General features: G+C 59.9%; 20 protein-coding genes. 7 read left to right on the forward strand and 13 right to left on the reverse strand.

Going from position 1 to position 22,619, the window contains the following annotated elements; all coding sequences use genetic code 11:
* Positions 1 to 570: 570 nt before the first annotated feature.
* The gene (locus QRM96_RS20250; protein WP_285320756.1) at positions 571 to 1,389 is read right to left on the reverse strand and encodes an SDR family NAD(P)-dependent oxidoreductase; all 819 of its coding nucleotides are present in this window, start codon (positions 1,387 to 1,389) and stop codon (positions 571 to 573) included.
* Between the two features lie 151 nt (positions 1,390 to 1,540).
* Positions 1,541 to 4,105: a flavin-containing monooxygenase gene (locus QRM96_RS20255; RefSeq protein ID WP_285320757.1), complete on the reverse strand. Its 2,565-nt coding sequence runs from the start codon at positions 4,103 to 4,105 to the stop codon at positions 1,541 to 1,543.
* 878 nt (positions 4,106 to 4,983) lie between these two features.
* Here QRM96_RS20255 and QRM96_RS20260 point away from each other — a divergent pair.
* A complete protein-coding gene (locus QRM96_RS20260) occupies positions 4,984 to 5,871 on the forward strand; it encodes an alpha/beta fold hydrolase (RefSeq protein ID WP_285320758.1) in 888 nt (295 codons plus the stop codon).
* A gap of 111 nt (positions 5,872 to 5,982) precedes the next feature.
* Here the strand turns inward: QRM96_RS20260 and QRM96_RS20265 are convergent, their stop codons facing one another.
* On the reverse strand, positions 5,983 to 6,552 hold the full coding sequence (locus QRM96_RS20265; RefSeq protein WP_285320759.1) for a helix-turn-helix domain-containing protein: 570 nt from the start codon (positions 6,550 to 6,552) through the stop codon (positions 5,983 to 5,985).
* A gap of 147 nt (positions 6,553 to 6,699) precedes the next feature.
* On the opposite strand from QRM96_RS20265, the gene QRM96_RS20270 reads away from it, so the two are divergent.
* Positions 6,700 to 7,512: an IclR family transcriptional regulator gene (locus tag QRM96_RS20270; protein ID WP_285320760.1), complete on the forward strand. Its 813-nt coding sequence runs from the start codon at positions 6,700 to 6,702 to the stop codon at positions 7,510 to 7,512.
* Between the two features lie 883 nt (positions 7,513 to 8,395).
* Here QRM96_RS20270 and QRM96_RS20275 read toward each other — a convergent pair.
* The 7 genes from QRM96_RS20275 to QRM96_RS20305 are packed head-to-tail and all read right to left on the reverse strand — an operon-like array spanning position 8,396 to position 14,824.
* Positions 8,396 to 8,857: a GNAT family protein gene (locus QRM96_RS20275; protein ID WP_285320761.1), complete on the reverse strand. Its 462-nt coding sequence runs from the start codon at positions 8,855 to 8,857 to the stop codon at positions 8,396 to 8,398.
* 6 nt (positions 8,858 to 8,863) lie between these two features.
* A complete protein-coding gene (locus tag QRM96_RS20280) occupies positions 8,864 to 10,435 on the reverse strand; it encodes an acyl-CoA synthetase (RefSeq protein ID WP_285320773.1) in 1,572 nt (523 codons plus the stop codon).
* Positions 10,435 to 11,286, reverse strand: a complete 852-nt coding sequence (hcaB, locus tag QRM96_RS20285) for a 3-(cis-5,6-dihydroxycyclohexa-1,3-dien-1-yl)propanoate dehydrogenase (protein ID WP_285320762.1) — start codon at positions 11,284 to 11,286, stop codon at positions 10,435 to 10,437. Before hcaB ends, QRM96_RS20280 begins: the two co-directional genes overlap by 1 nt.
* 56 nt (positions 11,287 to 11,342) lie before the next feature.
* The gene (locus QRM96_RS20290) at positions 11,343 to 11,912 is read right to left on the reverse strand and encodes an aromatic-ring-hydroxylating dioxygenase subunit beta (RefSeq protein ID WP_285320763.1); all 570 of its coding nucleotides are present in this window, start codon (positions 11,910 to 11,912) and stop codon (positions 11,343 to 11,345) included.
* Between the two features lie 37 nt (positions 11,913 to 11,949).
* Positions 11,950 to 13,182 carry an NAD(P)/FAD-dependent oxidoreductase gene (locus QRM96_RS20295; protein ID WP_285320764.1) on the reverse strand — a complete coding sequence of 411 codons (1,233 nt, stop codon included), beginning with the start codon at positions 13,180 to 13,182 and terminating at the stop codon, positions 11,950 to 11,952.
* Complete coding sequence (locus QRM96_RS20300) at positions 13,182 to 13,523, reverse strand: bifunctional 3-phenylpropionate/cinnamic acid dioxygenase ferredoxin subunit (RefSeq protein WP_285320765.1); 342 nt, start codon at positions 13,521 to 13,523, stop codon at positions 13,182 to 13,184. Before QRM96_RS20300 ends, QRM96_RS20295 begins: the two co-directional genes overlap by 1 nt.
* Entirely contained in the window at positions 13,520 to 14,824 is a 1,305-nt protein-coding gene (locus QRM96_RS20305) for an aromatic ring-hydroxylating oxygenase subunit alpha (protein WP_285320766.1), read from the reverse strand. Before QRM96_RS20305 ends, QRM96_RS20300 begins: the two co-directional genes overlap by 4 nt.
* A gap of 640 nt (positions 14,825 to 15,464) precedes the next feature.
* Between QRM96_RS20305 and QRM96_RS20310 the strand changes: the two genes are divergently transcribed.
* The 5 genes from QRM96_RS20310 to dmpG all read left to right on the forward strand — a co-directional run bounded on the left by QRM96_RS20310 (position 15,465) and on the right by dmpG (position 19,802).
* Positions 15,465 to 15,917, forward strand: a complete 453-nt coding sequence (locus QRM96_RS20310; RefSeq protein WP_285320767.1) for a PaaI family thioesterase — start codon at positions 15,465 to 15,467, stop codon at positions 15,915 to 15,917.
* Between the two features lie 117 nt (positions 15,918 to 16,034).
* Positions 16,035 to 16,976, forward strand: a complete 942-nt coding sequence (locus QRM96_RS20315; RefSeq protein ID WP_285320768.1) for a 3-carboxyethylcatechol 2,3-dioxygenase — start codon at positions 16,035 to 16,037, stop codon at positions 16,974 to 16,976.
* A complete protein-coding gene (locus tag QRM96_RS20320; RefSeq protein ID WP_285320769.1) occupies positions 16,976 to 17,821 on the forward strand; it encodes a 2-keto-4-pentenoate hydratase in 846 nt (281 codons plus the stop codon). Before QRM96_RS20315 ends, QRM96_RS20320 begins: the two co-directional genes overlap by 1 nt.
* An 8-nt stretch (positions 17,822 to 17,829) precedes the next feature.
* Positions 17,830 to 18,768 (forward strand): acetaldehyde dehydrogenase (acetylating), encoded by a 939-nt coding sequence (locus QRM96_RS20325; RefSeq protein WP_285320770.1) that lies wholly within the window; start codon positions 17,830 to 17,832, stop codon positions 18,766 to 18,768.
* A gap of 2 nt (positions 18,769 to 18,770) precedes the next feature.
* Positions 18,771 to 19,802, forward strand: a complete 1,032-nt coding sequence (gene dmpG, locus QRM96_RS20330) for a 4-hydroxy-2-oxovalerate aldolase (RefSeq protein ID WP_285320771.1) — start codon at positions 18,771 to 18,773, stop codon at positions 19,800 to 19,802.
* A gap of 986 nt (positions 19,803 to 20,788) precedes the next feature.
* Here dmpG and QRM96_RS20335 read toward each other — a convergent pair.
* The 3 genes from QRM96_RS20335 to QRM96_RS20345 form a co-directional block, all read right to left on the reverse strand.
* Complete coding sequence (locus QRM96_RS20335; RefSeq protein WP_350224077.1) at positions 20,789 to 21,010, reverse strand: hypothetical protein; 222 nt, start codon at positions 21,008 to 21,010, stop codon at positions 20,789 to 20,791.
* Positions 21,011 to 21,842: 832 nt separating this feature from the next.
* Complete coding sequence (locus QRM96_RS20340; RefSeq protein ID WP_285320772.1) at positions 21,843 to 22,262, reverse strand: ATP-binding protein; 420 nt, start codon at positions 22,260 to 22,262, stop codon at positions 21,843 to 21,845.
* Positions 22,255 to 22,587, reverse strand: coding sequence for an STAS domain-containing protein (locus QRM96_RS20345; protein WP_285320775.1), 333 nt, complete (start codon positions 22,585 to 22,587; stop codon positions 22,255 to 22,257). The genes QRM96_RS20340 and QRM96_RS20345 overlap by 8 nt, the downstream gene beginning before the upstream one ends.
* Between the last annotated feature and the right edge of the window lie 32 nt (positions 22,588 to 22,619).

Consider the following 22,619-nt stretch of genomic DNA (forward strand, 5'->3'; position numbering starts at 1 on the left):
ACCTGAAGCGGCGGCGGTTGCCTGGGTTTCTACTGTCATGATGACTCCTTTGTCTCTGAACGTTTCAGCCATGCTTGCCCGGCCGCCGGTAAAAGCAGGCTCTTACGGGAAGGGTTACATCGCTGCTTATTGATCAAGTTAGATTTGCATTTTATTTGACAGAAATACTTATTATACTTAGATTGAAAGCTTTTCAATATGAATCTGTTAAACGTCGACCGTTACGTTGCTCGAAAGCGGACGGATTCATGGCGAGCTTGTTGATGTAATTCCGGCCTACTGCCGGCATCCGTATGGCATCAGGGTGGCTTCAACTCTTTTGAGGGCTTGATCGAGTAGATCGCCGGTTAAACGATAACCTAAAACCTTCGGGATCCGAGAGCAGAATCAAATTTGTTCATAGCGGTGCGTTCTGGTGAATATTTCTTGGCCTTCCGGTGACTTTCCGTTTGCCAATTCGAACGGCTTTTAGGTAGTAGTTGTCTTTTGCCGCTTTCGCGGCCCGACGGACATTATTCCGTGCCGGAGGTTACTTTGCCCGGGTTGTACGTGGTCAACTAAACCAGGACATCAAACAGCATAGGCGCTCGGTATGGATGAAAAGGCTGCCTCGATAGACCGGTGTCTCGCCTGGACCATAGGAAGGGTTTCGGGATGGGTAACGATGTACAGCGAGCCACTGCGAATGGCATCCACCACCATGTCACCGACGTCCTCGGGTTCTAGCCGCCGGAGGGGAGGAAGGCGCTTTTCATTGTTGCTTTCCGCCTCCGGGTCTTTGTTGCCGGGACGATTTACTGCGTTCTTGTTGATATCAGTATTAACTTGGGCGGGAACCAGTACTGATGCTCCAACGGCTGACCCCTCTTCGGCCAGCTCGCCCGCCAGCACTTCAGTGAGTGCCAAGACGGCGAATTTGGAGGGCGCATAGGCACCCATCCAAGGGCCCGTAATGATCCCCGCCATAGAGGACACGTTGACTAGGTGACCCCCGTCCGGGTTTGCCTTCAGTAAAGGAAGGAAGATCTTGGTTCCTAAAATTACGCCGAAGAGGTTAACCTCCAACACCCACCGGAAGTCTTCAACAGTCAACTCATCGATGGGAGCCATTGGCCCGACCCCCGCATTGTTAATCAGGATGTCCACCCGCCCACAGGTGTCTATGACATAATCCGCAAGAGCGCGAATGGAAGCTTCGTCAGTCACATCGGCACGGAACCAGAATGCTCCGATTTCTTCTGCCGATTCAACTAGCGGCCCTTCATCGGGGCCAGCGATCACCACCTGGCAACCAGCAGCGACAAGTCGTCGGGCCACGCCCTTGCCGATCCCCGAAGCACCGCCCGTTACTACTGCGACCCGACCAGTCAGGTTCTCCAACCCGCTCATGTTTCTCTCCTTATCAATACGAACTAGTTATGGTCCTACTTTGTGGAATTGTCTTTAGAAGGCCGAGACCTCCTGTTTTCGAGTGGGTTAGATACCCAATTGTGTCGCAACGGCATCGGCGATTACGGCACGCCAGTCGGCTGAAAAACGTCTAATGAGCGACGACGTTGGCGGTTGTGAGACCGCGCTCCGGGAGCTGGTCAGATAGGAACTTCGCAACGATGTCCTGCATCTCGGTTGCCTGCGGGATGACCGCCGTAAGTGGGAAAACTGCGTGCATCTGCCCTGGAATACGGTGCGTCACAACCGGTACGCCTGCAGCTGCCATAGCGCGCCCGTAGTCTTCCGCCTCGTCGCGCGTGGGGTCACATTCGACGGTGATAATGATCGCCGGAGCAAGTCCTGCGAATGATTCTGCGCGCCCTGGGGCCGCATAGGCCGTTATTTCGGCCCCCGAAAGATAGGCCCCCCATATGGCATCACCCGCAGCAACTGTGAGGAACGGCCCATCGAAGAACTCCTTCTTGGAAGCGGTCTGTGCCTCGGGGTCAATGGCAGGGTTGACGAGCACCTGGCCAAGCAGGTCGATGCCAGCGTCCCGTGCACGGAGTGCGGCAACGGCGGCGAGGGTAGCGCCGGCGCTTTCGCCCATGACCATGATCCGTTCCGGATTGCCCCGGAACGCGCCGATATTTTCGACAGTCCATTGCAGTGCCGCGAACGTGTCGTCAGTAGCGGCAGGGAACGGGTGCTCGGGAGTTAGACGGTACGCAGCAGATACGACGATGGCCCCAAGCTTTTCGGCCAGCTGTCGACAAGGAGCGTCCGCGACTTCAACAGACCCGGCCACCCACCCCCCACCGTGGTAAAACACCACCACAGGGAACGGACCATCGCCATCAGGAATATAGATCCGCGCATTTGGATCCTCTACTTCAATGACTTGGAGGTCAGGGCCGGGAACCTGCATTTTCGTCATAGCACCGACCAATGCACGCATCTCCTCCGGCGTGCAATTTTCGAGCGGTTTTACCCCCTGGTTCAACATGCCAGCCAGAACCGCCACAGCCGACGGGTGCAGGCGAACGAGCGGAGGAATCCTCAACGGTGCACCACCGTCTAATGCGAAACCGGCGAATGTCCGGTCCTGGACCTGATTGAGGATCGCCCGATACATCGGTGTCCCGCCCGCAAAGTAGTAGGCCGCCCGTGCCTTACCTGGAATATTGTCGCCGTTGAACCACGAGTTGGTGGCCTTAGGCACGAGTGTCATGTTGAGCATCCCTGTAGCCAGCGCATCCCAGGTCTGCTCTGCTTCCGCGGATGCCTCGATGGTCTTCGCCCCGGATTTTAGAGTGTGGGATATAGCCCTGGTAGCAAAATCGACATGATCCTCGATCGCCAGCGGGCTGTTGTACTGCGCTGCGGCGCTTTGGGGTCCGTTAATCATGAAGAGGTTTGGGAAGCCAGCTGTGCTAATACCGAGATAGGTGGCGGGACTTCCCCCCCACTTATCCTCAAGGCGAATCCCTTCCCGCCCGATCAATCCGAGGTTCAGCTGGGGGCGCGTAAATACGTCAAATCCGGTGGCGAGGATGATCAGGTCAAACTCGTAGTGGGCAGCAGTGGTAGCGATCCCTTTGGGCGTGATTTCCTCAATGGGCGCCGAACGCAAATCGACGAGATCCACGTGCGGGAGATTAAAGGCTTCGTAATAGCCCGTTTCAAAAGGGGGCCGTTTCGTAGCGTACGGGTGGTCATCCGGGCACAGCAGTTCCGCCGTGGCTGGGTCGTTGACCCTCTCCCGTATGCGGCCCCGGATGTAATCGGCAATGGTGTCGTTGGCACGTTCATCGAAATACAGATCGGTGAACGTTGAGGCAAGCATGCGGAATCCGCCTTCAGACCAGTTCTTGTCATAGACGGCCTTGCGTTCTTCCTCGGATACCTCGAGGGCCGATTGACGGGCCGGTTCGTAAGGAACGCCCAGAAGGCTCTGCCGCGAACCTGCGCGGAGCTCTGCGTGATTTTTCGCGTTCCATTCCTGCCGCTCCGGTTCAAGTTTTTCGTTGCCAAGGGGGGCAGCGAAATTGGCCGTCCTCTGGAAGACGGTCAGGTGCGCGGCCTGGCGTGCGACTTCCTGAATGACTTGAATGCCAGTCGAGCCTGTACCCACAACCGCAACTCGCTTGCCTGCCAAGTTGACCTCATGATGAGGCCAGCTGCTCGTGAAGTACAGTTCACCCTCGAAGCTGTCCGCGCCTGCAAACTCGGGCTCTTTCGGCACTGAAAGCCCGCCAACGCCCGAAATGACGAACCGTGCGGTGCATGTGGTGCCGTCTTCGGCCGCGACTTGCCAACGCGAATTATCCTCGTCCCAGATTGTTGATGTGATCCGGGTTCCAAAGCGGAAGCTACGGCGGACGTCTAGCTTGTCCGCTACCCATTCTAGATACGCGAGGATTTCGGGCTGGGACGCGAACTTCTCCGTCCACTTCCACTCACGCTGCAGCTCTTCAGAGAACGAATAAGAATAATGCACGGACTCGAAATCACAGCGTGCTCCCGGGTACCGGTTCCACCACCAGGTGCCTCCGACGCCGCCGGCAGCTTCGAACCCCTGAACGTCCAGCCCCAACTCATCGCGCAATTTGTGGACACTGTATAGTCCTGAAAAACCGGCTCCGATCACCACAACGTCGTGATGTTTGGTCATTTGCTAACTCCTCTTTGTCGTCGGCTGGGAGGTGCTCACACGAACACCTGGTGAAACGAGGGGCAAGACCCTCGAATGTGATCCCCGCCATGGACTACATTGACTGAGGGAACGCATGACGTCTTCGGACGTTTGACTGACAAGAACAGAAACAATTGACCGTTTGGCGAATCGGAACGTGTCATTTCCATCAATGCCCAGAATCTGGCCGTGTTTGAAGGGGACCGCACCGTCGTGGTGCTCCTGGTGACGGGATAGCAACGCAACAGGGGAGGCTTTAGTAAGTACATGGCCGCAGGCGTATAGCCGAACTCTGCCGCCTCGGCGCCGTTGAACTCGCGAAAGCGATAGGAAGCATCAGATGGCCCCACTGAGTCATGCCCTGACATTGGTTCCCGTCGGGTTTCCCCAATTAACTAACTGGCTCATCACATTTGAGGGTGTAGTTGTCGTATGAATCCGACGGTCTCGAGTAGCGATGGGCGACGTAGTTGGCAAGTGGAGCAAGCCATTGAGCGCTTCGGTGCTCGTAGGTCGACGACGGAGCCCCGGAGGTTTTGGGCCAATTACTGGTGCACAGATTCCAGGCCCGTAGCCGGGGCGACCCCGAAGCAATTAAGGTTCGATGCCAAAGCTTTTTGGGCCCACTACCCGAGCCTCCAGGTATCCATCTTGGAAGGTCCCAGCAATAGCTGGGAACAGGAAAACCATCAGATAGGTTAGGTACGGACTTGCTGAGCACGTAAGGTGACGTGCCGCATGGCGGAACGCCGACTCCCAGCCCCGCGCGGATTGGCCTAGCTTGATAATGACGCCCACGCAGGGTTCTGCCCCCACCATTCCCGAACGCCGGGACGACCATTTTTGGAGCCTCAATTATGACCACACAGCTGAAAGTTCCGAGCTACACTACTGACGCATTTTTCGGACTGGAGGACAAATGGCTCGAGACCGCTGACGGCGAGCTCACCCACTATCACGAACTCGGCGAGGGTACTCCCATCCTTTTTCTTCACGGGTCCGGCACCGGAGTCACGGCAGCTGCTAACTGGTGGCTCAACCTTCCGCAGCTCGCGGAACAAGGGCGGTGCATCGCAATTGACTCCATCGGCTACGGCCAGACCGTAGTTGCTGAAGGAACGCAGTATGGCATCCGGGAATGGGTGCGCCATGCCGTCCGCGTCCTTGATGCACTCGGCATCGAAAAGGCGTGGATCGTGGGTAACTCGCTGGGTGGGTGGCTGGCCCTTCAATTCGCCATCGATTTCCCCGAGCGCCTGTTGGGCGTCGTCTCGATGGGTACCGGCGGCGCCAAGCTGACGGGCGCTCTGGCTGGCCACTCCAAGCCAGACCTTTCGGAAACCGGCATCCGCAAGACCTTGGAATTGTTCGTTGTGGACACGTCTCTGGTCACCGATGAACTCGTCTCATTGCGCTACCAAGCGGCCATGAACGACACGGCCACAGACCGCCTGGCAGAGGTGGTTGCCGCACGCGACCGCGACCGAGAGGAGCTGCCGCTCGACTTCGATGTGCTCTCCAGGCTGGAGATTCCTGTCCTGCTCATTCATGGTGTTCAGGACGTTGTCATTCCTGTTTCGCGTACCTGGGAGCTGCTGAATGTCATCCCCACCGCCGACGCGCACATCTTCAGCCAGTGCGGGCACTGGTCGCAGGTCGAACGTGCCGAAGAATTCAACACGATCATCAAGCAGTATTTGGCCGCCCGCGGTGTAAAGCGTGCCGCCAGCGGTGTAACGCGCTAAGCAGAAAACCTCTGATTAGCTGTGGCCGTCTCCCGGAGGAGGCGGCCACATGTCATCAAGGTGGCATGCGCGCCGACACGGGAAGGGCCGGGCTGTTGAACGCTCGTAGCCCTACTGGGCGGCCGTAAATTGTGGCACCTCGGGGGCAGTCGTTGTTAGGTGAAAGACAGCTCGACCACCCAGGCTCCGGAATCCGTGGTCCACGTCCCCAGGGAACCGGCCGAAGTCGCCCGTGCTGAGTATCAGCATCTCGTTCTCCGGCCCTGTCTCCAGCCGCCCCTCGATGACATACACCTGGAACAGCGTTCCCGGGCTCCGGGCCGGAACAAGCTTTGCGCGATGGCTTTGTTCAACTGTGATGACCTGCGTGTGGACGTAGCCGGTTCCGTAGATCCTGTCGAGGCTTCTCTCTTCGCCCAACGCGGTCCGCACCCAGTCCGCCTCGCTGGCGCGGGAAACGGATGTCCTGGTTCCCCACTCAGTCACCAATTTACGGAAGCTAAGACCCAACGCTTCGCCAATGGCCTCCAGCGTCCCTACTGTGGGGTTTCCTTCGCCCTGTTCGATCTTGGATAAGGTCTGCTTGGAAAGGGAAGCCTTCCGAGCCAGTTCCCCAAGGGTGAGGTTTCGCTCTGCCCGGAAGCGACGGATGTTGCGGGAAACAAGATCACTAATAGCCACATCACTATGGTCACTTATAAATGACGAATAGTCATGTTTGACATAAAACCCAAGGTAGTTGCACACTGGAATTGCCGGCTATGGAGGGACGAATCCAATCAAGGAGTTCTGCTCCCCGACGGGCCGCCTCAGCGTTGGAGGAAAGATATGGCATCCATTGTTGCTGCCACAGCTCGTGATGATCGTGCCGCCGTGGATAAGGCCATGGCCCTATTGAGCGCGTTTGGGAATGATGGACTAACCGGCGTCGGCGTCAGTGAGCTTGCCCGCCGGGCGGACATGTCCAAGTCGACAGCTTTCCGGGTGCTGGCCATGCTACAGCGCAGCGGTGCCGTCGAGAGGGCCGGAAACGCCTATCGGTTCGGCAAACTCATCCATGCTCTCGGGGCCAGCAATGAGACCGCTGCCCACGGCCGGATCCGCGATGCACTGACACCCTACTTGGCAGATCTTTACGAGATGAGCCGCCAAACTGTCCACCTCGCGGTGCTTGTAGGCACGGACGTGGTCTATCTGAACAAGCTCTTTGGTCACCTTCAGGTCCGGAGTCCTTCACGTATCGGCGGCCGGGCTCCCGCGTATTGCACAGCAGTGGGGAAGGTTTTGCTGTCTCATAACCCGGAGGCGACAGAACAGGTCCTGGGGTCGGAACTGGCAGCGTGGACTCCTGCGACGATCACTGATCCGGATGCCTTCCGGGCCGAACTCGCCACTGTCAGGAAGTCAAATCTGGCGTTCGACCGCGAGGAAACTCTAACGGGGCTTATCTGTATTGCAGCACCCATCATGGGGTCCGATGGCCGGCCCGTGGCCGCGATGTCGGTTTCGGGACCGGCCGGAAAGTTTGCCCCGGAATCACAGGCTAGTGCGCTGCGGAAGGTCTGCTACGCCGCGGGCCGTGCTGTCGCCGCAGCAAATGCACAGCGTCAGCACCAGCTCCGCTTGGTCCGGGGCGCCTAGGTGTACTGTCCCGGTACGTTGGTGACACGGGGTGGGAATTGACATAGTGAAGAGGACCTCCGGGTGTTGTGTGGAGCTTCGAGAGAAACACAGATACCAGGAGGTCCTCGTGTCCCACTTCAACGCGATCCTTGCCCCTGCCGGGCGGTTAAAGCTCGCTCAATGTTTGGCCCGGTGGATCAAGCGTAACGTCGAGCTCGGAGCTGCTGGGATGCAGTACCTGCCCAGCCGGCAGTTGAGATGCGCACACTCCAGTGCCGTACGGACAGAACATCGGGTCGTTGGGCTGCGAACCCCCAGGCGCTTGGGGCCGGCAAAAATTGCATACGACCTGCACTTGAACATCTCCACAGGCCATCGCATCCTCCACTGCTACCACTGCCCGCGGCTGCGCTTCACGATCCTGCAACCGTGGCGAGGGTCGGGCAGGAACGAGTCCGCCGCTATGGATCCGCTTGGCCCGGTGAAGTGATCCACGTTGAGGTGAAGAAACGGGGCACGATTCCGTAGGGTGGAGGCCACCGCAGCCTGGGAAGAGTAGCCGGGGATGCGAACAACCGGCGCGGAGTCTGGTTGAAGGCGCCCGCAGGAACCGGGGCTGCTTCGGGGTTTCACGTTTATTCACCATGCTGTCGATGACCACTCCCGCTACGTCTACTCAGAGATCCTGCCTGACGAGACCAAAGAAACCGCCGCAGCCTTCATGCGCAACGCGATCGCCGCGTTCTCTGCCAAAGGGGTGAAGATCCAGCGTGCTACCAGGACTTCATCGAGCACTAAAATCAGGCCAGGCCTCACGCTGCACTCAAAGGCGCCTCATCCGCCAGCCGCGCCACAAGCAACCGGGGTAGTACCCCTAAGGGCCACTGGACCAGGGACGTGTCTACGAGGTGGGAATATCGTCCAGATGCCGGGAACTTTCCAAGACCGCGTCCGGCTCGGCAGCGAGCAACGATACGGAACCGTCCGGAAGATCAACGTCCAGAACGTACCGGTAGCCGGCCCTTTCACCGCGGGCAATTCCGGGCACATCCCCCGCCCTAACCGCCAGGACCAGGCGCCGGCAGGCGGGATCAGTCGCCATGACTTGCTCGGAAACCAGCTGAAGTGCTGCGGCGCTTGTCTCTGTGTCAGGTATGAGGAGCCGGTCCCGCGCTCCTGCAGGGTAGGCTGCCCCGATTGGATGTGCGACAGTAAAGACCACGCGCACCTCGCCCGCCAGCTTATTGTACTTTGTCACCTGGTAGGTGGATTCACGGCCTGCGGGCGCGTCCGTCCGGACGCACTGCCAGGACGACGGCAGTGGCTCGGGCCACTTCAGCATATCGACTTCGTCTGTGGACATTTCCGTTTACCCTTCGTCCTTGACGAGCTGCCTGATGCTGTGTCTGTCCAGCTTGCCCGAGCCGTTGCGGGGGACGGACCCGGTGAGGACCAGCCGCTTCGGGAGCTTGTAGCGGGCGAGGTAGTTGCTGGTGAACTCCCGCACTTCTTCTACGGTGGGCACAAGGCCATCCTTGCAACTCATCACTGCAACTACACACTCGCCCCATTGGGAATCGTCGACTCCGACGACTGCCACGTCCAGGACGCCGGGGTATTCCATCAAGGCACGCTCCACCTCGGCGGGATAAACGTTCTCGCCGCCGGTGATGATCATGTCCTTAAGCCGGTCGACGATGAAGAAGTACCCTTCCTCGTCGACGTATCCAATGTCACCCGTGCGGAACCAGCCCTGGTGAAAGGCTGACGCTGTAGCTTCAGGGTTGTTCCAGTACCCGGGCGTAACGTTGGGGCCCCGAACCCACAACTCTCCCGTCTCACCCGGGTCACTGACGTCCTGAAGGGAAAAGGGATCAACGATACGAACATCGGAGTATGGCATGGGGATACCGCATGAACCGGCCTTGCGGTATGTCAATTCGGCAGGCAGATAAGTGGCGAAGGGGGATGTTTCCGTCAGGCCCCAAGCCTGCTGCACAGCTACGCCCTTTGACTCGTACTGTTTCAGTAGAACAGGCGGAACAGGGGCGCCCGCGCATATCAGTGCACGCAGGCTGGAGATGTCGTGCAGCTCGAATTCGTCCGTCTGGTGCATTGCCGAGAGTTGGGCAGGCACCAAGAAGGCCTGTGAGATGCCGTACGCCTCGATGTCTTTGAGTGTCCGTCTCGGGTCGAAGGTCCGGCGGACCACCGTTAGTCCGCCGCGGACCATCAGCCGAATGGTCAGAGCATTCAGAGCGCCGATGTGGAACAGCGGCGCAACCACCAGATTGGCATCCCCCCTCCGAGTGTCGACGAGTGAGTCTACGTTCACCGAGTTCCACCAGATGTTTCCGAAGGTCAGTTGGACGCCTTTAGGTTCACCAGTGGTGCCTGAAGTGAACATAAGAATGGCAAGGTCATCTTCATGCGCCGGGGCTGGGGTGACTGGTTCCACTGCCGCTCCAGAAGCCAACAAGGCACTCAGCGGAGTCCAATTGTTCGGGACCTCCCCCTGCAATGGGGCAGCGGCGTCGTTATCCACAAGAACAAGTTCGAGGGCACTGCGGTCGATTCCGTCTGCGCGGTCGATGACTTCTTGGTGTGCGGGCTCGACGATGAGAAGTCGCGGGGTCGATTTGGCTATAAGACGTTCGACTTCGCGCGGTGCCAAACGGAAGTTGAAGGGTTCAAAAATGGCGCCCACCCACCAGGCCGCCATCATGGTTACCAAGAAGGTACTACTGTTCAGCCCGAGGTATGCTACGCGGTCACCGCGCCTGACGCCGCGGCCGACCAAGGCTCGGGCCTGTTCTTCGATCGAGGCGGCCAAAGCCGCATAATCGAAGCTCTCATCTTCGTATACCAGGGCAGTCTGACCAGGGAAATAGCGGGCCTGCCGGAGGACGCCAGTGACTGGATTGATGTCTACTTCGTTCATCACAGGGTGTCTCCTCCTGCAGCCTTGGCTCCGAAGCCCCTGACGGCAATGCCACCGTCGGCCGGGATGATGGCGCCGGTGATGCTACTGGAATTAAGGCGTGACCCCAGCAGGACGTAGGATCCGGTAAAGTCACGGGGATCGACCGATGCGTCGTGCAGCGGAATCAGGGGGTTGTTGCCGGTGACTTCTGAGCGGGCGAAAGAATCGGCGATGGAGCGCTCATTCAGGCCGATCGCCTCCGGCCCGCGCAGGTCAGTGTTCATTCCCCCTACAGCTACGCCGTTGACCCTGACTTTTGGTGCCAGCTCGTATGCGAGTTGTGTCACCAGGCCACGGCAGGCGAACTTGGACGCGGTGTAGATGGGACCGCCACCAGCTGAGTGGAAGGACGCGTTAGACAAGGTCATCACAATCGATCCCCGGGATTTGACCAGTTCGCGCCAGGCTGCTTCGACGGTCAGAAGATAGCCTTTGACGTTGATGGCGAACAGTTCATCGAATGCCTCGGACACTTCTGTGCCGCTGAGCCTCGTAATGGACCTGTTGTAGTCCCAGATGCCTGCGTTGGGAACCAGGACGTCAAGCTTGCCAAAATTATCGACGGTTTCCTGCACCGCCAAATGAAGTGAATCGGGATCTCGGACGTCGCCGGCTACTGGGAAAACCCTGTCTCCTGCGCCTGATTCTTCAGCTACGACTCTCAGCTTGTCGTAATCGCGGCCGAACAGGGCAACAGACGCGCCTTCGGCTAGAAAACGTTCGGTCACGGCCCGGCCGATGCCGGATCCGCCGCCTGTAACGAGGGCGACGTCACCGTTGAGCCACCCCGCGGAGGCATTTCCGCTCATATTTACCTCACTGTCGTGTGGGGCAGCCAACTGAGGGGCTGCCCCGAATAGGGTTGTTAGAAGAATGTGGTGAGATTTTTCGCTTGGAGGACGTTGGCGTCAAAGAGTAATTCGCGTTGGGCCACGCGGAGGCTGCCGTCTGCTTTGACCCTGATGACGTCCGTGCGGCCGCCGGCGTAGATGTCCGTTTCGGTCTGGAGCCGGTTGCGGTACACCAGGAACGCTGAACGGACGGTGAGCTGTTCCGGTCCGCTGTGACGGACGGTCACGTTGGACACGAGGTGTCGTGTCCGGGAGGGCGGGTCCTCGGCCCAGGCCATGCCGGAGTCGTATCGCCGGATGCGCCAGGCCAAGGAGTCCTTGGTTTCATCAAAATATGCGGCTTCCCCTTGGGCTCCAATGGACAAGGCAGCCTGACGGCGAAGCCGGTTTGTCCGCAATGGCGCCCAATATGTAAGGTCCTCATCGAAGATTTCCAGCCAGTCCGCAAAGCGGACGTCGTCGAGAAGTTCAGCCTCGTAGAAGTAAAACTGTTGAACGCGGTAGGCAAGTTCGGCATCGGCCAGCCTGCCCTGGATTTCGTCTACGGCCGTCGCGGCAGCCGCGGCTACAACATGTTCTGTCATGGTTCCTGTCTCGCTTCCTGCATTGGAGCGGGTGCTGCTACTTCGTGAGCTTTTTTAGGTCGACGGCAGGGTCAGCCAATCTCTGGGGGTCCACGAGAATCCTTTGGTCGATGAGGCGCCGTGCGGCGCGGACGGACATGCCTCCGTCGATGGCTGCGCAGCCGGCCAAATAGCCGTCGGGATCGAGCCGGAAGAACACGGAGGGCTTTCCATCCTTTTCCCTCACTACTGTGTTGCCCTCGCCTGTCATATTGCCGACGCCTTCGATGTGCACGCCGTGACGGTCGGACCAAAACCAGCTCGCGCCGTGCTTGGGCAGGTCCTGCCCCAGCAGCGCGGCAGCGGCCGTAGCGCCCGTGTTGACGGCGTGCTCCCAATGCTCCGCACGGCGAAGCAACGTGCCATCTGAGCGGCGGATACGCGAACTGTCACCGACTGCGTAAACGTTCGGATGGCCGGTGCGCTGGGACTCGTCAACAATGACACCGTTGTCCGTCTCGAGCCCGGCTTCCTCGGCCAGCCCTGTTTCGGGAATGATGCCGATGCCGACCAACACCGCGTCGGCATCGATCCTTTCGCCTGACTCCATGACCACGTGGTGCCCGGCGCTATCCCGTGTAATTGCGGTGGGGACCCCTGTTACGACCCTTATACCGCGCTCCGGGTGCATGTCGTGCAGCAGACGTGCCAATTCATGGCCGACCGCCGGGACGAGTGGCGGGTCCACGGGATCAATAAGGACAACTTCAGCCCCGAACGGCAGTGCTGAGGAGGCCACTTCAGCGCCTATCAGGCCAGCCCCTATGATCGCCAGTCGGGCCCCGGGCTTCAGTACTGAGCGCAGGCGGTCGGCATCCTCGCGCGTCCTCAGTTCCAGCACAGTCTCGAAGTCCCCGCCCGGTATGCCCAAGCGCCTGGCAGCGCCTCCGGTGGCAAGAACAACCCGGCTGCTGGTGATCTCGCTCCCGTCCTCCAGAACCACAGTCGCCTCATCCGGCCTCAGGGCCGCAGCGTGGCCTGTAACCACGTCCACCTGGTGCTCTGCAAACCAGTCCGCGTGCGCCAGCTGTATGTCCTGAGCATCCCGGGAACCCAGCAAGTAGTCCTTGCTCAATGGTGGGCGATCGTAAGGAAGCCCTGCGGGGTCGATAATGATCAGATTGCCGGCAAACCCTCGCCCGCGAAGCTCCTTCGCCGTTGTGAAGCCCGACATGCCGCCTCCAACAATGGTCACGGATTCCACAGGGGCGCCCACGATATCCAGTGCCATCAGGCGTCCCCTCTGACGTTCGGGTAGAGCAGAACATTTCCGCCGTGGACCTCGACTCGGTGGGTCCGAGCGGCGATTGTTGCGGGCATGCACAGCGCAGCCCCGGTTTTGAGGCAAAACTTAGCGGAATGGACAGGGCATTCCACCTTAGTCCCCTCAATCCACCCGTCCGCAAGAGAAGCGGTTTCATGGGTGCAGTTATCGTTCAGGGCGTAGAAGTTGCCATCCTCGGCGTGGAAGACCGCGATGTCCTCCTCCGTGCCGTTTTGGGCTGCGGGAATTACCTTGGCTTCGCCCTCATCTATGTCATCGACGGTCCCGATGCTGATGGAATCGCTCACTGGGTATCTCCTGAAATGTTGTTCCGCGTTGTGTTTTCGTGCCATGCCGGTTCGTTCATCAAAGCGGCCCAGTGGCGGTAGAACGCCCGGCCGGCCGCGTCCGAGTACAGTTCGCTGGTCTGGCCGGGGTAGGTTCCGTCTTCGCACTCGCTTCCAATGCCCATTTGGAAGTTCAGGGGGACCTTGTTGGTCACGAAGCCGCCGGCGATGGCCTGGATCTCGGACCAGTTTTCGCCATCATCGGCTTCGAAAATCCCGGACGGTCCGAAGGTTCGCAGGTTGTAGAGCCGTTGGGCGTCCTTGACATCGTCGGGCATGGACTTATCCACAAGGATCCAGGCCCATACCTCTATTTTGTTGGGGCCCTTGGGGTGCCAGACGCGGATGGAACCATTGACCGGAAGGTAAGAAAACGACGGGAAAACGGTGGCATGGCCGGTGGTCATTGGTCCTTCAACGGACGCGTCTCCCAGCCGCTCACGCAGGGCGGGATAGTCGTAGTACTCGTGAACTGCCTTGGCATCGAAGCGTGATTTGGGATGCGTGGGGAAACCTGCACCATGACCGTTTGGGGAGAGGTACTGGCGCCCAGGCGTCTCCGCGATGTCCGGCTTGGGACCACGGCCGGTCGGGGACATGACCATAAGAGCGGACGCGTGGGACATGTTGACGTGGTACCAGTCGGTGGCGAACTGCTCCGCTGCGAGCTTCCAGTTGCCTTCCAGTTCCCACTTCATGACGCCGCCGATGACTTCCGTGCCCTCGGGATCACGGTCCAGCATGGCGTCCATGTAGTAGCGCATGTCTCCGAGGGTCTCCTCCAGCGGTTCTGCGTTGGGGTCCCAGTTGCCGAAAATCAATCCTTTGTAGGAGGCCAGATTGGGAACCTCGATGAGGCCCCAGTCCTTCCGTTCAAAGTCTTCGGGGTAGGCCTTTTCATTCGGCACGGACTGCAGGGCACCGGCCAGGTCAAAGGACCAGCCGTGGTACGAACAGGTAAACATCTTCGTTGCCCCCGCGTCGGCGCGGCAAAGACGCACACCACGGTGCCGGCAGGCGTTCAAGTATGCCCGGATATTCCGGCTCTTATCCATGGTGACGATGACAGGGTCTTCCCCCATAAACGTCGTGAAAAAGTCCCCGGGCTTGCTGAACTGACTCGTGTGCGCCAGGAAAAGCCAGGTCCGGGCAAAAACCCGACGCAGTTCCTGCTGGTAAATGCCCGGGTGCGAGTAAATGGATCGGTCAATCAAGCCGCCCTCTCCATCGATCAGTGTGGAGACATCCATGTTGATCGTCATGGTCCCCGGACGAGCCATTTTGCCGATTGCGGGATTGGCGTTTGAGGGACAGGACTCCGTGGTGGTCATGCGGGGACCCTTCGTTCAATTAGGGGCGGCGGGGTTCTTGGATCAATAGGACACCGGTGCCGCAGGGCATATCTACCCGGCGTGCCGAACATCGGAACGGGCCGGACTGTCAATCATCGGAACGTTCTCGACATTTTCACCGGGACGAGTTGTTCCGCACCTCTGGCGCTCATCCCTGTTCACCTCCCGTACCACCAAGATGCTTGCCATTGGCCTCGAGCGGGCCAGAGGTGACCCTTATTGCTGCAAAGCATTTCAAGGGAAACAGGGCTCTGCGGCTCCATCGCAGTCAGACGGTCCAGCCGGATCGGTCACCACCTGGGCCCCATGCCGTCTCGCCGGACCCGACGCCGCTTCTTTTTGGTGAGGCTGGTACATCCGATGTTTACTGGCCGCGGCCCTTAGTGGTCAGACGCGCTACCGCGTTAATAGACGGCCCCACCCCAACACCGCCGACCAGACCCGGGCATCTAAGGGCATTTGTGTTCCGTCTACCGGCACCCACCCTCACAGGACGGGTGCTGCGTCGTTAGCCTGATTTCATACTTTCCCCGAAATTAGGAGCGACCAGATGGCTCACCCCGCCTCCCTTGAGGAATTCACCGCGTTCGTCGACAAGTTCACTGCAAAGCGCGGATTCGATGACATTGCCACTACGTTGGGCATCGAGCCGCACGCTGTGACAGATTCCACCATCAGCATGTCCATGCCACTCCAAGACTCACTTGCCCAGGTCTCAGGCATGTTTTCCGCAGCAGCGCTCTTTGGTGCCGCGGACATCACCGGTACCTTGCTTGCCATGCAGAACTACGCCGGCAGCGGCCAGTTCCCGCTTGCCGTGCAGTCCAACATGAATTTCATGTCTAATTCCAAGGCATCACCCGCGATCGCCACAGCCCGCATCCTGCGCGGCGGCAACACCGTAGCCGTAGCTGAAGTATCGGTCAGTGACGCTGGCGGCAAGCAGCTTCTGCACTCCACATTCACGTACGCCATCAAAGACCGCACGCTGGGCAACAAATAGCAAATCGTGATCTTCCGTCCCGTCCTGCGGAACGCTTGCCAGACGAACCACTAAGCGCAGGAGTGCAATGGGACTTAATCAATTCGGACGACTACACGCATCCAAAGGAGTTTCGTCATGACCCATGCCCTGGTGTGCATGTCACATACCCCTCTGCTCGAATACGCCAACCCGCCAGCGGACGTCAAAGCAGAAGTCGAATCAGCCTTCAACCAGGCGCGCGCTTTCGTAAAGGATTTCGACCCTGACCTCGTTGTTAACTTCGGCCCCGACCACTACAACGGATTTTTCTACGACCTAATGCCCCCGTTCTGCATCGGCTACGAAGCCCACGGAACGGGCGACTATGATTCCTTCTCAGGCAAACTGGTCGTCCCCACAGAGGTCGCTGAAGACCTCGCCCAATACGTTATCGACCAGGACGTCGATACAGCCATCTCCCGCCAGATGGAAGTCGACCACGGCGCAGTCCAACCCATGGAGATCCTGTACGACGGCGATGCTGCCGCTAAACCCCTGATTCCAATCTTTATCAACTCTGTCGCGCCGCCTTTTTCCAAGGTCCGCCGCGTGCGCCAGTTCGGCACCGCGGTCGGCGAGTACTTCAAAAACTCCGATAAGAAAATCCTGTTCATTGGTTCGGGTGGGCTTTCCCATGACCCGCCTGTTCCGCAGATCGCCACCGCCACCGCGGAACAGCGCCACCTCCTCACCAACGGCCGCCACCCCACTCCGGAAGCCCGCGCGGCGCGTCAGGAACGCACGATTGCCACAGCGAAAGCCTTCGCCCGTGGTGAAGCCGACATCATGGATCTGAACCCCGAATGGGACCGTGCGTTCCTTGACGTTTGCCGTTCCGGCGAAGTCTCCGGCTTCGACGCCTATGACCCGGATGAGATGAACCGCGTGGCAGGGCATTCCTCCCATGAAGTCCGCACCTGGGTAGCGGCCTACTCAGCCCTGCGGGCCTGCGGCGAATACGAGGTCACCTACGAGTTCTACAAGCCCGTTAAGGAATACATCGCGGGCTTCGGCGTTACGACAGCGGTGCTGCGCTAATGACAAACCAATCCGCCCCCCTCAGCGATACCAACGCCCCTGCCATCGATCCGGTCCGGACCAGAAGGGAGCAGCTGGCCCACTTTGGGCAGGACCTGCTGGAAGCGACCGAATCCCTCACCCCGATAGCCCCCCTGCGGAACCGGCTGGAAGGAATGACACTGGCGGATGCCTATCACGTGCAAACCGTCCAGTTGGACCATCACACTGCAGGCGGACGTGTGCTGGCCGGCCGAAAGGTTGGGCTGACCTCCCTGGCCATGCAGAAACAGTTGGGTGTCGATTCGCCCGACTTTGGATTCTTCTTCGAGGACATGGTCTATGGCGATGGCGCGAACATTCCTGCATCCGCTTTTATCCAGCCCAAGGTGGAACCGGAATTCGGTTTCGTCCTCAAAGAAAAGCTACAGGGCCCCGGCGTTACCGTTGAGCAGGCTGCCGCGGCCATCGATGCCATCTACCCGGCCATCGAGATTATCGATTCACGCATCACCGATTGGGATATCAAGCTGGTGGACACCGTGGCAGACAACGCCTCCTGCGGCGCGATCGCTGTCGGTGCAAAACCGCTCGACCTTGATCCCTCGGCGCTGCTTGACACCCTGTGCTCGCTCGTGATTGACGGCGTTGTGACCGGCTCCGGAAACGGGGCGGACGTCATGGGTAACCCGGTTGCTCCGCTTGCCTGGCTGGCCAACGTCCTTGCCGACGAGGGCGTTGCCCTTGAAGCCGGTCAGTTGATCCTCCCGGGCTCATTCACCAAGGCTGAGCCCGTCACTGCGGGCAGTACGGCCGTAGCGGACTTCGGACCGCTCGGCTCACTGACCATTCACTTCACAGACTAAGGACCCCTATGGCAAAGAAAACAGCCGCCATTGTCGGCTCAGGAAACATCGGCACCGACCTGATGTTCAAAATTATGCGCCGCAGCAAGAACCTCGAGGTCAAGTACATGATCGGCGTCGACACGGCCTCGGACGGGCTGGCCCGGGCCGATCGGCTGGGCATCACCACATCCGCAGAGGGTGTGGACTGGCTGCTGGCCCGGGACGAACTTCCTGACTTCGTCTTCGAGTGCACCTCAGCCAAAGCCCACGAAGCCAATGCCCCCAAATACAAAGCCGCGGGAATTCACGCGATCGATCTCACCCCTGCCGCCGTGGGACCCTACCTGTGCCCGATGGTGAACCTGGACTCGCTCGAAGATGTCCTGAACGTCAACATGATCACGTGCGCGGGCCAGGCGACCACACCGATCGTTGCCGCCGTGTCCTCCGTGGTCCCCGTCGAGTATGCAGAAATCGTTGCCTCCATTGCCTCCAAGTCGGCCGGTCCCGGAACTCGGGCAAACGTAGACGAGTTCACCGAAACCACCGCCAAGGCACTTCAGGAAGTTGGTGGCGCCAAGAAGGGCAAGGCCATCATCATCATCAACCCGGTCGAACCGCCCATGATCATGCGCAACACCATCTACGCCGCGATCCCGGCTGAAGCCGCCGAACCTGGGGATCTGCAGGACAAGATCCGTGCAGCCATTGACAGTGCAGTCGCTGAAATCCAAGACTACGTTCCCGGCTATGCGCTTCGTGTTGAGCCGCAGTTCGACTCGGCGCGCGATGACTGGAACGGGAACGGCAGGGTGGGTGTCTGGGTTCAGGTCAAGGGTGCCGCTGACTACCTGCCCGCATACGCCGGCAACCTGGACATCATTACTGCTGCGGCCACCCGCACAGCTGACCTGCTGGCTGAGCGCATGGACGCAACCATTTCTTCAACACCTGTAGGAGCATAACCATGACCGTGACCCAGAACCTGAGCGTCCGGCTGACGGACACCACCCTTCGGGACGGCTCGCACGCCATGAGCCACAGATTCACCGAGCAGCACGTCCGTTCAGTGGTCCGTGCCCTTGATGACGCCAAAGTCGAAATCATCGAGGTTACGCACGGCGACGGCCTGGGCGGTTCTTCCTTCAACTACGGTTTCTCCCTCACACCGGAGCTGGACCTGGTGCGCACCGCCGTTGATGAAGCTCGGAATGCTAAAATTGCGGTGCTCATGCTCCCGGGCCTGGGCACCATCCACGACCTTAACCTCGCTCATGATGCCGGCGCTTCCGTTGCTCGCATCGCAACCCACAGCACCGAGGCTGACGTCTCTATTCAGCACTTCCAGCACGCCCGCAAGCTGGGCATGGAAACCGTGGGCTTCCTGATGCTCTCCCACCGCACTACCCCGGAGAACCTGGCGAAGCAGGCCCGGATCATGGCTGATGCAGGCTGCCAGTGCGTCTACGTCGTGGACTCGGCCGGAGCCCTGATCCTTGAAGATGTCTCTGCCCGCGTCTCTGCACTTGTCGCCGAACTCGGAAACGACGCCCAGGTAGGCTTCCACGGCCACCAGAACCTCAGCTTCGGCGTTGCGAACTCCGTCTACGCCGCCCGCGCGGGAGCTAAACAGATCGACGGCACTTTGCTAGCCCTCGGTGCCGGCGCAGGAAACTCACCCACGGAAGTCCTCGCCGCAGCCTTCGAACGGCTCGGTATCCACACCGGGGTAGACGTCCACGGCGTGATGTCTGCAGCCGAAGATGTGGTCAAGCCCATCATCATCCGCATGCCCATCATGGACCGCGCGTCCATCATGCAGGGCTATGCCGGCGTCTACTCATCCTTCCTCATCCACGCCGAACGCGCCGCGGAACGATATGGCGTCCCCGCCTGGCAAATCCTTGAAGAAATTGGCAAAGCCGGCTACGTCGGCGGCCAGGAAGACATGATCGTCGACGTCGCCGTACAGCTTGCTTCCGGCGCCAGGGTCGCCTAGCCCCGTAAACGAGTGGGCTGGCTCGGTAGCAATTTTTTACGGGATGGTGTTGCCTTGGCGGAGAAGAAACGCGGCTAAACGCTTGGCTGCGGTCATGGCCAAGCGTTTAGCCGCGGGCCCAAGCAGAGCGCTACCCTCAGCGAACTGCGGACCGTCTTCGCTGAATTCGGCCTAGCGTTACTCGACTGACTGCATTTCAGCGACGAAGCGTCCAAGATGCTGACCAAAGATAATCCCAGACAGCGACCCACCCGCATCTTCGATCGCAATGCTGAGCTACAAAACGCTTGGACTCTGATCACGAGGCGGCGGTTCCCGCGGCTACTTCCACTCCCGCGGTTTAAGAGCCGATAATGAAGATTTCGTCAGGCCGGTCCGTTTGTCCGGGAAAGCTACGGAATATTCGCACCTTCGTGTGGCGGCGTCAGAATAGTGCGATGTCCGGGTTCACTGACAGTGGCACACGACGTTCTAAGATCCCACCCGGACAGTCGGAGGGGAAGAAAGCCGGCCGGGGAGTGTGAGATAGCCCGATGAACCTGGACTCGGGTGACGTCCCATTAGATCAGTGCGGCTACGCCGCCTGTTCTGAGGGTGCGGGGCGGCGAGGACCAGGCGGGCGCTCCACCATCCGGCCAAGTCCTCCCTTGTCAGACGCTTTTGGCGTCAAGTTTGGGTGTGCTTCTGCTGGAGGAACTTCTGAACTATGCCTCTGCGTCCTAGGGCTTTCCGTGCCGAGTTTCACCTCGACCAGCTTCGTGTTCCAAGACGTGTCCCACCTGAGGCGGAGTCTCGCAATAATGCCTTCAGCCCATGACCACAAAGCAACCTGATGAGGCAGCAGTTTCAAGATGCCGCACGTAATTAGACCTATGTCCGGGGGACTATTGCGGTCCGAAATCTTGTACTGGCTGCCTGCCGACGGGACGTCCCGTACAGCCAGCTACACCAGGACGCGGAAGCGCCCCTATTGTAGCCGTCTAGGGCTATTGCATCCGCATAGGAGGAGCCGGGAGGTCAGTGAGCGGTGTGGATCCCCAGTTCGGGACGTTTGGGTTCCAAACCCATGTGATGTTCGTGGCGCCGGTCGATGCGACGACGTCGTGGACGTGGCGGCAGGCACTGACGTAGTCGCCGGGACCGTTGCCGTTGCCTTGCTCGGACCAGGGGTACCAGTTGCTGTTCATTTCGTGGCCGAACCGGAGCATCACCGGGTATCCCCAGTTGGCCAGCCCCTGGCCCCATTGCCGGAGGTACGGGCCGAAGTTCCCGGAGGTGACGCGGTCCAGCGAATAGGCCGGGTGCTCCGTTCCGCCTCCCTAGGTCCAGGGCTCCCATGTCAGCAGCGTCTGGGCACCCCGGTTCCGGACCGCCTCCAATTCAGCGATGGGGGAGCTTGATTAAGGATTTTATAGGACAGGATGACCGATGGTGCTTTGCTGACGAGGGCCGCCACGTGGTAGAGCTCCGGCGAGGCGAGGCGTCCGCCCGGGGTTCCGACCCCAAACCTCAAGGTGGCCGCCGCGGCGCCAGGGATGCCGGGGGAGCCAACGGCACTGTCTCGGTAGCCGGATCATCCTCATTAACGGAGGGGAGCTGTAGGTCAGGGTGAAGGAGGCCGACGCACTGATTTTGCCCGATGCTACGTGGACTGCAACCACCGGGTCCGTCGAGTCCGGCATCACCAGGGCAGCGGGAAAGTACCCGGAGGCGCTGGTTTTGAAGGGCACACGGGTGGCACCCGCCGTAAGCGTTCCGGTGGTCCCGGCGGGACCGGCGCCGGGACTCAGCGTGCTGGCAGCTGTTGCGCCTGGGCCGGCGCTGCACCCTAGATCCCGCAGCAAGCGAGCACAGCAAGGAACGAAACGAATATCCTCAACGGCTTCATGCACCCCTCCAGTGGCCTTGAAGCGGCCGGCCCCATGAGGCCGAACGTCATTGTGGGTCGAACGGAACGGCCCTGCTATCAGTGTGCGCAACGGGAGGGGCCGCAAGATTCAAATCCGCGCAGGATTGCCTCAGGGTGGCGAGCCGTTGGAGTCAGTGGGAATCCCGGGTGAGAACCCAGGTGTTGGTCCCGTCCTGGCGTTCGAAAGTGACGGTGGTGACCAGCGCTTGGATGAGTGCCAGGCCGCGTCCCGACTCGGCGTCCTGCCCAGCGGTTGCCGGTTCCATTGGGCCGAAGGGCGGCTTGGTGTTGTAGGCGCTGACCCTGGCTTGAAGCAGCCGGGGCCACACTTCGATGTCCACGCCCAGCTCCACGGGATCCTGGCTCGTCGGCTCCGCGTGCTGGACGATGTTGGAGACTGATTCGATGACGGCCGTCGTGAACGTCATCTGGTCCATGTCGTTCACGAACGGGACGTCAAGCCAGAGGCTGTCGAGGTCGTTGTGGACGGCTTCGATGGCGTCCTCGGCAGCCGGCCCCCGGAAGGTGCGTGAGGCCAGGATCTCAGTCATTGCTGAACGCTGCCTCGGCCGTGGGGTAGGCGGTCAGCACCTTGTCCATGCTGGTCAGTTTCAGCACCATGTTCACCTGTGGCTGCACGGCCGCGATCCGAAGGTCGCCCCCGGCCTGGCGCGCGGCCTTGAGGCAGCCGATCAGGGCGCCGAGGCCCGAGGAGTCCATGAAGGCTGTCTTCTCCAGGTTCACCACGATCCGGCTGGAACCGCCCGCGATCACGTCGGTGACGAATTCACGCAGCTTGGGCGCGGACACCATGTTGAGCCTCCCGTCCGCCTTGACTTCGGCGTACGAGCCTTTGACCTCGTAACTGAACTCCATCAGGATTCCTCTCTGTTTGCAGGTTCTGCGGC

It is taken from the genome of Pseudarthrobacter sp. lyk4-40-TYG-27, assembly GCF_030209295.1.
Lineage (GTDB): Bacteria > Actinomycetota > Actinomycetes > Actinomycetales > Micrococcaceae > Arthrobacter.